Source organism: Kribbella sp. NPDC005582 (genome assembly GCF_040605415.1).
GTDB lineage: Bacteria > Actinomycetota > Actinomycetes > Propionibacteriales > Kribbellaceae > Kribbella.
In genome coordinates, this window is sequence record NZ_JBEXCU010000002.1 from 64,242 (window position 1) to 76,462 (window position 12,221).

Consider the following 12,221-nt stretch of genomic DNA (forward strand, 5'->3'; position numbering starts at 1 on the left):
CAGTCGTAACGCCGCCAGACCGCCCATTCATGCCCGCACCGTTGACACTGCGGCTGGGCTCCGGGCAGGATCGGCGTACGGCGTTGCCGACGCCCAGCCTCGTGAGGACCTGCCCCAGCCGGGCCTCGAGAAGGCGAAGGGGATTCTGCCCTCAAGGCTGTTGCTGCCGTCCAGGCCTGTTCCGAGTGCCACTTCGCTGGGGGAATCGGGCACGTCGAGGAGGCTTGTCATGACCAAAGAAGGCAGTTTCAAGCGCGCTGTGCGTCAGCGGGCACAAGCGACCGGGTTGCGCTACACCGAAGCCCGCGCCGCGCTGGAAAAGGGCCGTACGTCGCCGTTCGCGCGTACTCGGCCCGTCGAGTTCGCGGAACTGAGGGAGCACCTCGAGACGCGGTACGGCCTTCGCATCACCTCGATCGCGCCCATCGACGACGACCCTGAGACGCGGCCCAGTGGATCCTGGATCGGCCACTACCCCTGGACGTTGGTCGTCAAGCGCGCGGACGGCCCGCCCTGGATCGCTCGAGTCTTCTCGTCGGCAGCGGACACGGTCGGCCGCGTCGAGGGCGATGCGGAGATCCTGCGGTTCCTGGCCGCGCACGACTTCCCCGCCGAACGGCCCGCGCACGACAGTCCGGTGTCGGTGTTCGAGGGAAGCGGCGTGATCGTCACCCAGTACGTCGAGGGCGGACGCCCAGCCCAGTCGCCGGCGGTGCTGCACGAGCTGGCGGGCCTGCTCGGCCGCCTGCACCAATTGCCTGCTGCCGGTGGTGCGGTCGCGCGCGATGGAGGGGCGGAGGAGCACGACGGCGCGTTCTTCGCGGGACGACCGAAGCAGGATCTGGTGGCAGCGATGAGCTTTCTGGTGAGCGTCGAGGACGCCGTCGCTCCCGAAGGTCGCGAGACGTTCGAGTGGCTTCGCGACAAGGTCGAGAAGGCCGACAACGCGGAAGGCCTCCCCGAGGCTTTCACCCACGGGAACTACCACGCATGGGCAGCCGTCGGCATCCCCGGCAACCTCTCGATTGTCGGCTGGGCAGGATCCGGACGCGGACCCCGCCTGCCCGCCCTCGCCTGGCTACTGACGACCGCCGGCGAGGGCGACAGCGAGGGCATCGACGCGGTCGCACGCGGCTACCGCGAACACGTGCAGCTCACCGACGAAGAGCTCGACCGGCTGCCCGGCGTACTGGCGATGCGACCGCTGTGGCTCGCCTGCCTCGACTACCGAGAGGCCGTGCGCAGTGGATCCACCCCGAAAATGGACGAGGGGTGGGTCGGTTGGGTCGCACGTCCCGAGCACGCCGAACAAATAGCCGCCCAGGCGATCAGTTCGTTGCAACGCTGAGTCCCGAACTGTCGGAGGCGGACGGCAGAGTGGGGGTGTGGACTTTTCGGAGGCTCTGAGGACCGCTCGCCGTGGTCGGCGGCTCAGCCAGCTTGAGCTTGCGGTGCGCGCTGGGACGACACAGCGGCATGTCAGCTTCATCGAGTCCGGCCGGTCGAGTCCTGGCCGTGCTCTTGTTGTCCGGCTGGCTGAGGCGATGGAGATGTCGTTGCGTGACCGCAATGACCTGCTGCAGCTGGCCGGCTTCGCTGCGGTCTATCCGCAGACGGCCATCGGCGATGCGGGGCTGCTGCATGTCCGCTCGGCGCTTGAGCACATCCTCAGGGGCCATCTGCCGTACCCGGCCATCGTGGTCGACGCCAACCACGACCTGGTGCTCGCGAACGACGCGTTCAGCCTGTTCACCGACGGGGTCGCCGGGAAGCTGCTCGAGCCGCCGATCAACGTTCTGCGCTTGTCGCTGCATCCCGATGGGGTCGCGCCGCGCATTGTCAATCTGTCGTCCTGGGCGCAGCACATCCTCGACCGGCTGCCGCCCGGCGACTTCCGGGACGAATTGGCCGCCTACGTCCCGTACGTCGAACCAGGTCCCGAGCATGTCGGCTTCGCAGCCCCCATGCAGCTCCGCACACCCAGGGGCGACCTGCACCTGACTACCACCATCACCACGTTCGCGACCGCTCTCGACGTCACCGTTGCCGAGCTGAAACTGGAGGCCTTCCTGCCAGCCGACGAAGCCACGGCCGCCCTGCTCACCAGCTGACGGCGCCGATCAGTTCGGGAACTGGTAGTCCGCAACGATCCGTCCGTCGGCGTCGACCTGCAGCACCTCCAGGCCCTCGCCGACGACCTCACCACTGGCGGTCGCGACCATTTCCCAGGTGAACTTGACGACATCCTTCAGCCGTACGGCGTTGTCCCGCGCCCGGAACTCGTACTCCCCACCGGCCACGAACTCCTCGTAGCTGCGCGCGACCCGAGCTTCCAACTCGTCGTACCCGGTCGCCTCCAGGGTGCTCGCCCCGAACCCGAAGCCGAGCCCGCTGGCCGCCGTCCGGAACTCCGCGGGCGGATCGAGGTAGTGCTTGCCGCCCTCGATCCACAGTTCCTCGATCGTCTTGCGCCGCTGCTCGGCGTCGCCTTCGCCCCAGATTCCGACGTACCGCGCGACCAGCTCGGCGGTCTTGCTGTCCGACATGGTTTCTCCTTGCTGCAGAGGGTTTTCCCGGCTGCGCAAGATCCTCCGCCACCCGCCATCCGGTCTCAATTCCCGCCCGGGAATAGCAGGCTGCATGTCGAAGGGCCCCGGTGCCGAAGCACCGGGGCCCTTCTCGGTCGATCACACTTCCAACTGCTACTTCAACAACCAACTGCAACTACAAACTGCTACTTCAACTGCGAACTACAACTACAACTACGAACTGCTACTGCAACTACAAACTGCTACTTCAACTGCGAACTACAACTACAACTACGAACTGCTACTGCAACTACAAACTGCAACTACAACTACGAACTGCAACTTCACAATCAACTACGAACTGCAAACTACGGACTGCAACTTCAACTGCGAACTACATCTTTCTTCGTCAAGTCCGGAACCTCTTTCGACCACTGGCTCCACAGACTCTGACCTTGGCGCGAAACCCGAGCCCCTTCACTGATCGGCCCGGCGGAGTCCGCCGTCGTACCAAACTGCAGAATCACACTCTGGGACAGAACGTTAGCTGTCCACCTCAGCTTCGCTGTTCTTCTCTGTCAACACGAGGAACACTACACAGCCCAGATCCGAATGTCTAATCCGGTCGCCATAGATATCTGCGATGTCAAGACGCGCCGATCGGTTCCGACCGAGGGGTGACAGACCGGCAACGGGCCGGTCGCTCACCTCGGAGGTCACCATGTCCGTCGACTACACCGCCACTGCCGCCACGACCACCGCCCCCGCGGCTGGAGCGCTGGTACGGCGCGGAGCCCTCGCCGCTGTGCTCGCCGGCATCGCGACCGCGGCGGTCGCTGCCGTGGGCCAGGCCGCCGGGATCAGTCTGGAGGTTGCCGGTGCCCCGATCCCGGTCACCGGCTTCGCGGTGCTCACTGTTGTCTTCGCGGGAGTCGGCCTGCTCATTGCGCTGCTCCTGCGTCGCTTCGTCGCGAGCCCGCGGACCGCCTGGTTCCGCATCACTGTGGCGCTCACCGTGGTCTCGTGGGTGCCCGACGTACTGGCCGACGCTGCCACTTCGACGAAGGCCCTCCTGATGCTGACCCACTTGGTGGCCGCCGCCATCGTCATCCCCGCGGTGGCCCGTCGCCTCCGTCGCTGACACCTCTCGCCAGTCATGTCGACGGCTGTCGATCAGCTTCGACGTAGCGGTCAAAGATCGGCAGCAGGCCGGTCCGTCATCGGAGGTCAGCATGAGCAAGCTCATCGTGCAGATGCAGACGTCGGCCGACGGCTACGTCGAAGCGGACGACTCGACTCTGCAGTGGTCGGTCTGGGACTGGGGGCCGACCTGGTCCTGGGACGACGAGCTCAAGCGAGACTTCAACAAGACGTTCCGTTCGATCGACCGGATCCTCCTGGGCGTGAAAATGGCCCGGGAGGGCTATATCGATCACTGGGCGCGGACCGCGGCGAGTCATCCCGACGAACCCGACTACGCCTTCGCTCACCGGATCGGCGAGGCCGAGAAGATCGTGTTCTCCACCGGTGAACCCGGTGATCTTCCCTGGCCGCGCACCCGACCAGCGCCCGACGGCCTCGCCGCCACCATCACCAAGCTCAAGGCAGGCCCGGGCGCCGACATGATCGCCTTCGGCGGGACCGGATTCGTCGCCGCGCTCGCCGCCGCCGGCCTGGTCGACGAGTACCAGCTCTACGTCAACCCGACGGCGGTCGGCCGCGGCCAGTCGCTGTTCCGGTCGGTCGCCGGTGGCTGCAGCCTCACGCTCGCCCGCTCCACGCCGTACGCGTGCGGGATCGTTGTGAACACCTACACACCGGCAGCCTGAGGTCAGTTCTTCGTCAGGCGCCGTACGGACACGGCGGAGGTCTCGTTGATGGGGTCGGCGTGCCGGTGCACGACCTTCCACTCGGGACCCTCGCGCCGGAAGATCGTCGTACTGCGGAGCGTGTACGACGCTGCCTCGGCTCCGTCGATCGATGCGGTCGTCCGTTCGATCGCGAGCAGGTAGGCGAAGTCCTGGCCGACATCGGCCGCCACGACCTCCCATTCGCATGAGCGGCAGTCGGAGAATCGCGTCGCGAGCTCGTCGAACATCGGCGCGACCTCGGCCCAACCGATCGGGCTGAACGCGGCGCCGTAGACGGTGACCGGGTCGGTGTGCGACCACATCGCGAACCGTGGCTTGGCGTCGCCGTTGTGCAGTGCGGTCTCGGCCTCGTGAATACGCGGCATCATCTCGGCGAGGAACTGCTGAGTGTCGTTCATCGAATCTCCTCCGTCTTCGAGTGCCGGCCCAGCCTGTGCAGCAACCGGTCTTGTGGTGACGCCGTGCGGAGCGCGTCGTCGTACGGCGTCGCGAAAGCCAGCAGGTAGGCGACGACCTCGTCGGGGAGCGTTTCGTCCGCGCCGATCGCACGAGCCAGGTCCCAGGCGTGGATCGCGGCATCGAGGATCCGCATCGGCACCAGCGCCGATCCGGTCCGGTCGCCGGATACGTGATGGACAACGCGGTCGAGCGCGCCGTCCTCGCGAAAGCACGCGACCATCTGATCCGCGCTCGCCAGGAACGACGCCAAGGCGTCATCGCCGAGGTGATCGACCGAGCGCGTGGCCTCCACCTGCTCGACCGAGGCACCCCGAAGCAGCAACCGGTAACGCACGTTGGCGCCAACCACATGGTTGACCAGCGCACGGACATTCCATTCGGAACACGGCGTACGGCGTCCCCAGTCGTTCGGCCCGACGAGTCGAAGCCTGCGGGCAAACTCGTCAAGCGCGACGTGAAGCAATGCGAGGCTCATGTTTCTCAGCGTGCGCCCGCGCCGATCCCGTCCGAAAGGTCCGTTGTCCCGCCGTCCCCGGGAAAAGCTCCCGAACCCGCGTGGCGTGTGCCTACGATGCGGAGATGAATGACGGGGTGGACCGGGTACTGGCCGACTTGGCGGCTCGCGCGGCCGTGGCGCGGGGCAGCGTTTCGGCTGCGGAGCGGATCGCTTACTTGCGGTCGCTGGTGGCTCCGTTCGAGCGGGCCTCGGACCCGGTGATGACGGTGGTCGACCGGGTGGAGTGCGAGGGTTACCGGCGTGATCGGGTGGAGCTCGAGGTGCTGCCCGGAGTTCGGTTCAGCGCCTATGTGCTCGTTCCGAACGGGTTGCGTGGGCCTACGGCCGCGGTGCTTGCGGTCCATGGGCACGGCTACGGGAGCCGGCAGATCATCGGGTTGCCACCCGATGGCCGATCTGATGCCGACAGCAACGACCTGTACGGACAGTTCGCCGTACGCCTTGTCCGCAAAGGATTGGTCGTGGTCGCTCCTGACGTGGTGGGCTTCGGGGAACGGATGACCGACGTCGATCGGAGCTATGACCCGGAGGCATCCAGTTCCTGCTATCGGCTCTCGATGGAGCTGATGATGAGCGGGTACACGCTGACGGGCCTGCGAGTCGCGGAGTTGTCGGGTGTCGTCGAGGCCGCGCTGACGCATCCCGACGTCGATCCGGACCGGGTCGGAGTCTTCGGTCATTCCGGCGGCTCACTGTGGTCGATGATCACCATGGCCCTGGACGAACGAATCAAGGCCGGTGTGCTCTGCGGCTTCGCCAACACCTTCACCGACAGCTTCCTGGCCGTCCACCACTGCGCGTGCAACTTCGTCCCCGGCTTGCTCGCCATCGCCGAACAGCCGGACCTGCTGGCCTTGCTGGCGCCTCGGCCGTTGTTCCTCGAGCTCGGCGCAGACGATCCGATCTTCCCGGCCACAGGCTTCCGGTCGGCCGTCGAGTCGGTCTCGAAGGTCTACACCGACCTCGCCGCGGCCGACCGTCTCCAGACCGACCTCGTACCCGGACTCGGCCACGCAGTCTCCGGCCGATCCTCGATCGATTGGCTGGCCGAAACGCTGACCAGCTGAAGATCTGCTTAAGCGTTTACGTAGCAACAAGTAGTCGCTCTGTGGCGTCATTGAGCCTTGATCGAGCTCTTGTCACTTAATCGCGTAAGTGCCACTCTGGGCGCTCGGTTGTACCCGCCCGCAACCCGAGGGATCGATCATGAAATTCCGCTTGCCTGCATTGGGAGCGCTCCCCGCGCTCATCCTCTCGCTCCTTGTCCCTTCCTCGCCGGCGCTCGCCGCACCCGAGGCGCCGGCACCGACGGCCGCCACGGGCTTCACGATCAGCGGCCGGAATCTGCTGGATGCCAACGGCACGCCGTTCGTGATGCGCGGCACCAGCCACCCGCACGTCTGGTATCCGGGCGAAACCAATTCGTACGCCGAGATCGCCGGCCTGGGCGCGAACACCGTCCGGGTGGTGCTCGGAGGCGGCCTGCGGTGGGGTCCCAGCCCGGCTGCTGACGTCGCCGATGTCGTCAGTCGGTGCAAGGCGAATCGGCTGATCTGCGTGCTGGAGGTGCACGACACGACCGGGTACGGCGAGGACGCTGCCGCCGCCACGCTCGATCAGGCCGTCACGTACTGGAACAGCATTCGCGACGTACTGATCGGCCAGGAGGCTTATGTGCTGATCAACATCGGCAACGAGCCGATCGGCAACACCAATCCGGGGCAGTGGACGACCGCCACTGCGAACGCCGTACAGCGCATGCGCACCCTTGGATTCCAGCACACACTGGTAGTTGACGCGCCGAACTGGGGCCAGGACTGGACCAACACCATGCGCGACAACGCACAGACCGTCTGGGCCGCCGACAGTCAGCGCAACACCCTCTTCTCCGTCCACATGTACCAGGTGTACGGAACCGCGGCCACGATCACGAGCTACTTCGACGCGTTCGAGCGGATGGGCCTGCCGCTGATCGTCGGCGAGTTCGGGCATGAGCACCAGGGACAGAATGTCGACGAGGACACGATCATGGCCGAGGCCCGGACGCGCGGGATCGGCTGGCTGGCCTGGTCGTACAGCGGCAACAGTGAGCCCTATCTCGACCAGACGGTGGGATTCGACCCTGCTCAGCTGACGGCGTGGGGGCAGCGGGTCTTCACTGGGCCTAACGGCGTGTCCGAGACCTCGCGGTGCGCCACGGTGTTCTCCGGCTGCGGTGCCGGCGGTACGGTTCCGGCCGCGCCCAGCGCGCTCGCCGTCACCAGTACGACGTCGAGCTCGGTCTCGCTGTCGTGGACGGGCTCGTCCGGTGCGACGCAGTACCAGGTCCAGCGGGCCGCTGGCGCCTGTGCCGCAGGCAGCACCTTCAGCCAGGTCGGCACCACGGCCACCTCGAGCTTCACCAACACCGGGCTCGCGGCGAGCACGCCGTACTGTTATCGGGTCACGGCCTCGAACGCGGCCGGCACTTCCGCACCCTCTGGATCGGTGACCGGTACGACGACCGGCAGCGGCGGTCCGGGAGACGGCTGCTCGGCCGTCTCGACCGTGCAGAACCGGTGGGACAGCGGGTACGTCGTCCAGCCGGTAACGGTGACCAACGCGCGGACGTCGGCGATCGCCGGATGGCAGGTGACGTTCACGCTGCCGGCCGGGCAGGCGATCGCCGGTTCCTGGAATGCCTCACTGTCAGGGACCACTGGCACGATCACCGCCACCAGCCTGGCCTACAACGGCAAACTGGCCGCCGGTGCGAGTGCTGCCTTCGGCTTCCAGGTAACCAAGCCCGCCGGGGACGCTCAGAGCCCGAGCGGATTCACCTGCATCGCATCATGACGTGTTCGTAGTGCGCTCGCTAGGCTCGACCAGGTGACGGGCGATTTCGCGGGATGGCCGAGGGCAGCCTTCGACGTGTTGCTGCAACTTGAGGGCGATCCGTCGGCCGACACCAGGCGTCGATGCCGGCAGGATCGTGAAGACCTGGTCCGGCGACCGATGATCGAGCTGCTGAACGACCTGGCTGACGCAGATCCGGCGTACGAGGACTTCGCCGTCTGGGGGTACGGCGAAGTCCTGATGCACGCATGGCAGCGCCAGCACGCGATTGTCAGGCTGGCCCCCAATGTCGAGCTGAGTCTTCATTTCGACCTCGACGGCCTGCAAGTCGGCCTGGCGTGGTGGTATGCGCCCTCGCCGCAGATCGAGCGCTATCGAGCCGCCGTTGCAGACACTGGCTCCGGCCGGCGACTCGTCGCCATCCTTCGGGCTCTGGAGCACGAGGGATACGTCATTTCGGGCGACATGCTGAAGCGACCGCTGCGAGGTCACCCAGCCGATCATCCGCGGATGACGTTGCTGCGGCACAGATCCGTCATTGCAACCCGCCCCCTCGGCTGCGACGACTGGATCCACACCCCCGCCGCAGCCGACCATGTCGCCGCAGCCTTCCTGCAGTTGCGCCCACTCGCGCGCTGGATGGTCAAGAACGTCGCCTGCTGATGCGGAGGGCCTAGCGAGGCTCAGTTCGCTGCGGGCGGGTGGGGGCGGTAGCTGAGGACGGCGATGCCGGTGGCGAGGTGGGTTTGCCCGGTGAGTTCCAGCTCTACCACCGGACCACCTTCGCCGAACAGTCGCTGCCCGGTGCCGAGGATGATCGGGCAGACCATGAGATCCAGTTGGTCGACCAGGCCGTTGCGCAGCAGCGAGTGCATCAGCGAGACGCTGCCGTACATCAGGATGTCCTGGCCGTCCTCTTCCTTGATCTTCCTCAGTGCGCCGATCGCGTCGCCTGTGAGCAGGCTCGCGTTCCAGGTCAGCGGCTCGGCGAGGGTCGTCGAGGCGACCAGTTTCGGAATCGCGTTCAGCCGGTCGGCGTACGGTCCGGAGCTGTTCGGCCACGCCGTGGAGAACATCTCGTACGTGCGCCGGCCGCACAGGAAGTAGTCACAGGACAGCAGGCGTTCCATCGATCGCTTCCCGACCTCTTCGTTGAAATAGCGGTTCGCCCACCCGCCGTGCTCGAAACCGGCCATTCCGCCCGGATCCTCGGCGACGCCGTCGGCCGTCACCAGTGTCGACACGATGATCCTTCGCACGCTCACCCCTCCAACATGTCGTCGATGGATCAAGCCTGCCGCTGAACGGCGTACGGCGTCGTCCCCAGAATTGATGAGATCAAAGTGCGCCACTTGATTCGGTACCGCCGAACTGGGCCGCGACCGCATCGCGGTCGATGAGGGACCAGACCTGCGCGATTCGGCCGCCCTCGAACCGGTAGAAGACGTGCTCGGCGAAGGAGACCGCGGTCCCCGTCGGTTCGAGGCCGAGGAATGTGCTTGTCGGGGTGCAGTTGAACCAGAGGCGGCAGGCGACCAGGTCGTTGCCGGTGGACAGCAGGTGAGCCTCGAAGCGTAGGTCCGGGGTCGCGCGAGTGTCGGCCGCGATCATGTCGGCGTACTGCTGGCGGGTCAGCGGCTTGTCGTTGTAGACGAGCTCGTCGCACACGTAGCGGTCAAGCTCGTCGAACCGTCGGCCGTTCAACGCGTCGAGGTACGCCAGGTACGTGGACTCCAGGTTCTCGTGGGCCACGGGTTCTCCTCCATGTCATCCGAGTTGTGGTTTCATGGTGTCAGCAGGTACCTTGCAGTACATGGTAGCGGGAACGGGGATGAACGTGCAGCAGGACAGTGATCGGATGATCGACGCCTACTTGAGCCACCTCGCCAGGCTGGCTGAGCCGTTGCCGGCGGAGCGGCGTACCGAGCTCGTCGCTGAGGTGACGTCGCATATCGCGGAGGCGCGCGCGGCCGGAGCATCCTCGGAGAGCGAGATCCAAGAGGTGCTGCGGCGGCTTGGTGATCCGGAGGACATCGTTACCGCCGCCACCGATGGGCTGGTTCTGGTCGAGCAGCCACCGCAGTTGCGGGTGCGGGACTTCGCCGCGCTCGCGCTGTTGCTGCTCGGGCCGGTGCTGTTGCTGATCGGGTGGGTGCTCGGTGTCTGGTTGCTGTGGACTTCCGATCGGTGGACCCGCGCCGAGAAGGCGCTCGGTGCTTTGACCTGGCCGCTGACCTACCTGGCCGCGATGGCCGCCGAGTTCCTTGTCCAGCCACCACTGTGGGTCGACCTGGTGGGCGCTGCCGTGATCGCGGTCGCCGTCACCGTCGTACTGGCGAAGAACGCCCGACCGGGGCGCGCAGCACGATCTTGACCGGGCGGTGGGTGGACCCGGTCGGCTGATAGAGATGTGGGGAAGCGTCCGATCCGCCTCGGGGAGTGCTCATGAGTTATGTTCCGCCGTCGGAACCGCAGGGACGCCCAATGCCGGTTGGGCAACCCTGGACCGATCCGCACGGGCGTGGATGGCCGGGCGGGCCGGCGCCGGTGGAGCCTCCCAAGGGGGCGGGAGTTGCCGCGGCAGCATTGGTCTTGGGCATCATCGGCTGCGTGGTGTGGCTGCTGCCGGTCAACCTGGACACCATCCGCGCCTATTCGCCGCTCCCGTTCGCGTTGCTCGGGATGGTCCTCGCGATCGTCGGTCTGACCGGACGCCGTCGCGGCAAACCGATGGCTGTGATCGGTGTGATTCTGTCGTGTCTGGCTATCGTTCTCAGCTTGATCATGGTCACGCTCAGGTCCTGAGCCTGCCAGGCTCAGTGCCGCGCGGCGGCCAGGTGGGCGAACGGTGGCGGGCCGAGGATCTCGATGCCGCCGTTGTCGCGGCCCGACTGCGCGATCTTGGCGAAGTCGACCTCGTGGGCGGCACCTTCGACGTACGGCTCACTGGCGCCGAGGTAGAAGTCCTGCCCGATCCCTGGGGTGAGCAGGCACAGGATCCTCGCCTTCTGCGAGGTGACCAGGAACGCGTGCGGCATGCCGCGCGGCACCATCACCAGCCCGCCCGCGTCGACCCGGCGCTCGGCGCCGTCCAGGTGCATCAGGAGTTCGCCGTCCAGTAGGAACATCGATTCCTCGGCGTCGGGGTGCAGGTGTAACGGCGTCACCTTGCCGCCCTCCATCGCGTCCTCGAACAGCAGATAGCTCCCGCCGGTCTGCTCGGCCGTGGCCAGCCAGCGATGCACTCCGCCGCCGAAGAACCAGTGCAGCTCGCCTTCACCGGGGTTCCGGACGATTGCTTCGAGTCCGCTCATGGTCTCCACCTTTCAGGTTCATGAGACTCAGGTCTCACCATGAGAGTGCGGTATCATTTTCGTCATGTCAATGCCCTACGAGCTCGGCGGTCGCAGCCGCCAGAAGCAGCGCACGAGGGATGCCCTGGTGGCAGCCGCTCGTGAGCTCGTCGCGTCCGGGCTGACGCCGACCGTCGAGCAAGCGGCCGCGGCGGCTGAGGTCTCTCGCCCGACTGCCTACCGGTACTTCCCAAATCAGCGCACCTTGCTGGCTGCGGCGCATCCCGAGACAGCGGCCGCCAGCTTGCTGCCGGAGGACGCGCCCACCGAGGTGAGCGAACGCCTGGCAGCCGCGACCGACTCGTTCACTGCCCTGATCCTCGAAACCGAGGAGCAGCAACGCACGATGCTTCGGCTGTCCCTTGAGGCCGATCCCACCGAGCGTGCGGCGCTGCCGCTACGGCAGGGCAGAGCGATCGCCTGGTTCGAGGAGGCGCTTGCTCCTCTTCGCGAGGACCTGCCGCCGGAATCCGTTCACCAGTTGGCGATCGCGATTCGCAGCGCCACCGGGATCGAGGCCCTCAGCTGGCTGCTCGACGTGGCGAAACTGCCGCACGACGAAGCGATCGCACTGATGAAGTGGTCAGCCCAGTCACTGCTCTCCGCGGCAGTGGGCGGGTCGCCACCGCCGGTCGGTCCGCGTTTCGAGTCCAGATAA

16 protein-coding genes are annotated in these 12,221 nt (G+C 66.4%); 10 read left to right on the forward strand and 6 right to left on the reverse strand.

The window, feature by feature from the left end:
- The first annotated feature begins 229 nt into the window (after positions 1–229).
- Together ABZS29_RS11820 and ABZS29_RS11825 are read left to right on the forward strand one after the other, a co-directional pair.
- A complete protein-coding gene (locus ABZS29_RS11820; protein WP_355461002.1) occupies positions 230–1,348 on the forward strand; it encodes a phosphotransferase in 1,119 nt (372 codons plus the stop codon).
- Between the two features lie 37 nt (positions 1,349–1,385).
- Entirely contained in the window at positions 1,386–2,111 is a 726-nt protein-coding gene (locus ABZS29_RS11825; RefSeq protein ID WP_355461003.1) for a helix-turn-helix domain-containing protein, read from the forward strand.
- Between the two features lie 9 nt (positions 2,112–2,120).
- Here the strand turns inward: ABZS29_RS11825 and ABZS29_RS11830 are convergent, their stop codons facing one another.
- Complete coding sequence (locus tag ABZS29_RS11830) at positions 2,121–2,546, reverse strand: hypothetical protein (RefSeq protein ID WP_355461005.1); 426 nt, start codon at positions 2,544–2,546, stop codon at positions 2,121–2,123.
- Positions 2,547–3,249: 703 nt separating this feature from the next.
- Between ABZS29_RS11830 and ABZS29_RS11835 the strand changes: the two genes are divergently transcribed.
- The gene (locus tag ABZS29_RS11835) at positions 3,250–3,669 is read left to right on the forward strand and encodes a DUF6069 family protein (RefSeq protein WP_355461006.1); all 420 of its coding nucleotides are present in this window, start codon (positions 3,250–3,252) and stop codon (positions 3,667–3,669) included.
- Between the two features lie 91 nt (positions 3,670–3,760).
- Positions 3,761–4,357, forward strand: coding sequence for a dihydrofolate reductase family protein (locus ABZS29_RS11840; protein WP_355461007.1), 597 nt, complete (start codon positions 3,761–3,763; stop codon positions 4,355–4,357).
- Positions 4,358–4,359: 2 nt separating this feature from the next.
- Here the strand turns inward: ABZS29_RS11840 and ABZS29_RS11845 are convergent, their stop codons facing one another.
- Together ABZS29_RS11845 and ABZS29_RS11850 are read right to left on the reverse strand one after the other, a co-directional pair.
- Positions 4,360–4,797 (reverse strand): nuclear transport factor 2 family protein, encoded by a 438-nt coding sequence (locus tag ABZS29_RS11845; protein ID WP_355461009.1) that lies wholly within the window; start codon positions 4,795–4,797, stop codon positions 4,360–4,362.
- Positions 4,794–5,333, reverse strand: coding sequence for a TIGR03086 family metal-binding protein (locus ABZS29_RS11850; RefSeq protein ID WP_355461011.1), 540 nt, complete (start codon positions 5,331–5,333; stop codon positions 4,794–4,796). The genes ABZS29_RS11845 and ABZS29_RS11850 overlap by 4 nt, the downstream gene beginning before the upstream one ends.
- 104 nt (positions 5,334–5,437) lie before the next feature.
- Between ABZS29_RS11850 and ABZS29_RS11855 the strand changes: the two genes are divergently transcribed.
- The 3 genes from ABZS29_RS11855 (at position 5,438) to ABZS29_RS11865 (ending at position 8,873) form a co-directional block, all read left to right on the forward strand.
- Positions 5,438–6,442, forward strand: a complete 1,005-nt coding sequence (locus tag ABZS29_RS11855; protein WP_355461013.1) for an alpha/beta hydrolase family protein — start codon at positions 5,438–5,440, stop codon at positions 6,440–6,442.
- 139 nt (positions 6,443–6,581) lie between these two features.
- Positions 6,582–8,210 (forward strand): cellulase family glycosylhydrolase, encoded by a 1,629-nt coding sequence (locus ABZS29_RS11860; protein WP_355461015.1) that lies wholly within the window; start codon positions 6,582–6,584, stop codon positions 8,208–8,210.
- Between the two features lie 33 nt (positions 8,211–8,243).
- Positions 8,244–8,873: a DUF2461 family protein gene (locus ABZS29_RS11865; RefSeq protein WP_355461017.1), complete on the forward strand. Its 630-nt coding sequence runs from the start codon at positions 8,244–8,246 to the stop codon at positions 8,871–8,873.
- A 20-nt stretch (positions 8,874–8,893) separates the two neighbouring features.
- Here the strand turns inward: ABZS29_RS11865 and ABZS29_RS11870 are convergent, their stop codons facing one another.
- The gene (locus tag ABZS29_RS11870) at positions 8,894–9,475 is read right to left on the reverse strand and encodes a dihydrofolate reductase family protein (RefSeq protein ID WP_355461018.1); all 582 of its coding nucleotides are present in this window, start codon (positions 9,473–9,475) and stop codon (positions 8,894–8,896) included.
- A gap of 73 nt (positions 9,476–9,548) precedes the next feature.
- Positions 9,549–9,962: an ester cyclase gene (locus ABZS29_RS11875; protein WP_355461020.1), complete on the reverse strand. Its 414-nt coding sequence runs from the start codon at positions 9,960–9,962 to the stop codon at positions 9,549–9,551.
- A gap of 61 nt (positions 9,963–10,023) precedes the next feature.
- On the opposite strand from ABZS29_RS11875, the gene ABZS29_RS11880 reads away from it, so the two are divergent.
- Together ABZS29_RS11880 and ABZS29_RS11885 are read left to right on the forward strand one after the other, a co-directional pair.
- Positions 10,024–10,584: a hypothetical protein gene (locus tag ABZS29_RS11880; protein ID WP_355461021.1), complete on the forward strand. Its 561-nt coding sequence runs from the start codon at positions 10,024–10,026 to the stop codon at positions 10,582–10,584.
- 236 nt (positions 10,585–10,820) lie between these two features.
- Positions 10,821–11,015: a hypothetical protein gene (locus tag ABZS29_RS11885; RefSeq protein WP_355461023.1), complete on the forward strand. Its 195-nt coding sequence runs from the start codon at positions 10,821–10,823 to the stop codon at positions 11,013–11,015.
- 11 nt (positions 11,016–11,026) lie between these two features.
- On the opposite strand, the gene ABZS29_RS11890 is transcribed toward ABZS29_RS11885, so the two are convergent.
- Positions 11,027–11,524 carry a cupin domain-containing protein gene (locus tag ABZS29_RS11890; protein WP_355461025.1) on the reverse strand — a complete coding sequence of 166 codons (498 nt, stop codon included), beginning with the start codon at positions 11,522–11,524 and terminating at the stop codon, positions 11,027–11,029.
- A 64-nt stretch (positions 11,525–11,588) separates the two neighbouring features.
- Between ABZS29_RS11890 and ABZS29_RS11895 the strand changes: the two genes are divergently transcribed.
- Positions 11,589–12,221 carry a TetR family transcriptional regulator gene (locus ABZS29_RS11895; protein ID WP_355461027.1) on the forward strand — a complete coding sequence of 211 codons (633 nt, stop codon included), beginning with the start codon at positions 11,589–11,591 and terminating at the stop codon, positions 12,219–12,221.

Excerpts from the sequence above, each read along its gene's own strand:
- ABZS29_RS11860 (WP_355461015.1), top strand. The coding sequence starts at position 6,582 with ATGAAATTCCGCTTGCCTGCATTGGGAGCGCTCCCCGCGCTCATCCTC.
- ABZS29_RS11845 (WP_355461009.1), bottom strand. The coding sequence starts at position 4,797 with ATGAACGACACTCAGCAGTTCCTCGCCGAGATGATGCCGCGTATTCAC.
- ABZS29_RS11850 (WP_355461011.1), bottom strand. The coding sequence starts at position 5,333 with ATGAGCCTCGCATTGCTTCACGTCGCGCTTGACGAGTTTGCCCGCAGG.
- ABZS29_RS11855 (WP_355461013.1), top strand. The coding sequence starts at position 5,438 with ATGAATGACGGGGTGGACCGGGTACTGGCCGACTTGGCGGCTCGCGCG.
- ABZS29_RS11835 (WP_355461006.1), top strand. The coding sequence starts at position 3,250 with ATGTCCGTCGACTACACCGCCACTGCCGCCACGACCACCGCCCCCGCG.
- ABZS29_RS11840 (WP_355461007.1), top strand. The coding sequence starts at position 3,761 with ATGAGCAAGCTCATCGTGCAGATGCAGACGTCGGCCGACGGCTACGTC.
- ABZS29_RS11880 (WP_355461021.1), top strand. The coding sequence starts at position 10,024 with ATGGTAGCGGGAACGGGGATGAACGTGCAGCAGGACAGTGATCGGATG.
- ABZS29_RS11830 (WP_355461005.1), bottom strand. The coding sequence starts at position 2,546 with ATGTCGGACAGCAAGACCGCCGAGCTGGTCGCGCGGTACGTCGGAATC.
- ABZS29_RS11890 (WP_355461025.1), bottom strand. The coding sequence starts at position 11,524 with ATGAGCGGACTCGAAGCAATCGTCCGGAACCCCGGTGAAGGCGAGCTG.
- ABZS29_RS11895 (WP_355461027.1), top strand. The coding sequence starts at position 11,589 with ATGTCAATGCCCTACGAGCTCGGCGGTCGCAGCCGCCAGAAGCAGCGC.
- ABZS29_RS11820 (WP_355461002.1), top strand. The coding sequence starts at position 230 with ATGACCAAAGAAGGCAGTTTCAAGCGCGCTGTGCGTCAGCGGGCACAA.